Origin of the sequence: Nocardiopsis sp. TNDT3, from assembly GCF_003427465.1 — a bacterium.
Lineage (GTDB): Bacteria > Actinomycetota > Actinomycetes > Streptosporangiales > Streptosporangiaceae > Nocardiopsis > Nocardiopsis dassonvillei.
On sequence record NZ_QPFC01001326.1, the window covers coordinates 1 to 1651 of the forward strand.

Here is a 1651-nt window from a genome sequence, read left to right on the forward strand (position 1 = left end):
GGACACCCCCGCCGCCGGTCCCGGCGACGCGAACGGAGCCGCCCGATGACCGCCCCGCCCCTGCTGACCGTCGAGGAGCTCAGCGCCTCCTACGGAGCCGTCCGCGCCCTGGACCGCGTGTCCCTCACCGTCCCGGCCAAGGGCGTGTGCGCCGTCCTCGGCGCCAACGGAGCGGGCAAGACCACCCTGCTGCGCACCCTCACCGGCCTCCACCCGGCCGCCTCCGGGCGCGTCCTGCTCGACGGCGAGGACATCACCCGCCTGCCCGCCGAGAAGGTCATCACCTGCGGCCTCGCCCACGTCCCCGAGGGCGGCGGCGTCATCGTCGAACTCACCGTCGAGGAGAACCTGCGCCTGGGCGGGCTGTGGCGGTCCGACCGCCGCCGCGACTCCGCCATGGGCGAGGTCCTGGAGCTCTTCCCACCCCTGGCCGAGCGGCGCGCCAGGCCCGCCAGCACCCTCTCCGGGGGCGAGCGCCAGATGCTCGCCATCGGCCGCGCCCTCATGGCCCGGCCCCGGGTGCTGCTGCTCGACGAGCCCTCATTGGGCCTCGCACCCCTGGTCACCAGGCAGATCTTCACCCTCCTGCGCGACCTGCGCGACCGCACCGGGCTCACCGTCGTCCTGGTCGAGCAGAACGCGGCCGGGGCGCTGTCGGTCACCGAGACCGGGTTCGTCCTCAACCAGGGGCGCGTCGCGGTCGGGGGCGCCTCCGCCGACCTGCTCTCCGACGACCGCACGCGCCACGCCTACCTGGGCTTTTAGAGGAGTCCCCCGCATGACCCACTTCATCAACCTGACCCTCAACGGGCTGGCGTCCGGGGCGGCCTACGCGGCGCTGGCGCTGTCCCTGGTGATCATCTACCAGGCCACCCGCCTGGTGAACTTCGCCCAGCCCGCGCTCGCCCTGGTCGCGGTCTACACGGCCTACACCGTCACCCAGCTCACCGGCTCGTACTGGCTCGGCTTCGCCGCCGCGCTCACCGCGGGCCTGGCCGCGGGCGCGCTGGTCGAGCGGTTCGTCATCCGGCCCATCGCCCGCGTCTCCCAGCTCAACGCCATCATCGTCACCCTCGGCCTCCTCCTGGTCGTCCAGGGGCTGGTCGGGATGGTCTGGGGCAACGAGCAGCACGGGTTCGGCTACGCGTTCAGCTACGTGGGCCGCTTCTCGCCCGCCAACGTGTTCGCCCTGGTGTCGGTCGGAGCCGTCGCGCTGCTCCTGTTCGCCCTGTACCGGTTCACCCCCCTGGGCCTGCGCATGCGCGCCGCCGCCTTCCACCCCGAGGCCGCCCGGCTCAGCGGCGTGCGGGTGGGCCTGATGCTCACCGCGGGGTGGGCGATCGCCTCCTTCATCGGCGCCCTGGCGGGCATGCTCGCCGGACCGCCGTTCATCTCCCCGAACGTGTTCGACGCCGTGTTCGTCTACGGCATCACCGCCGCCGTCATCGGCGGCCTGGACAACCCGTTCGGCGCCGTCCTCGGGGGGATGCTCATCGGCCTCGGTATGTCCTACGTGTCCGGCTACGCCGGGCCCGAGCTGGCCACCCTCGCCGCCCTCGTCATCGTCGTCGCGGTGCTGAGCGTGCGCCCCGACGGCATCCTGTCCCGCCCGGCCGCGCGAAAGGTGTAGCGATGCCCTCACCCACCCGGC

At 73.3% G+C, this 1651-nt stretch carries 2 protein-coding genes; both read left to right on the forward strand.

The annotated features are described in order from the left end of the window. The first annotated feature begins 45 nt into the window (after positions 1 to 45). The gene (locus DQW06_RS27425) at positions 46 to 765 is read left to right on the forward strand and encodes an ABC transporter ATP-binding protein (protein ID WP_117199574.1); all 720 of its coding nucleotides are present in this window, start codon (positions 46 to 48) and stop codon (positions 763 to 765) included. Between the two features lie 13 nt (positions 766 to 778). Next, positions 779 to 1630, forward strand: coding sequence for a branched-chain amino acid ABC transporter permease (locus tag DQW06_RS27430; protein WP_013155586.1), 852 nt, complete (start codon positions 779 to 781; stop codon positions 1628 to 1630). The last annotated feature ends 21 nt before the right edge of the window (positions 1631 to 1651 follow it).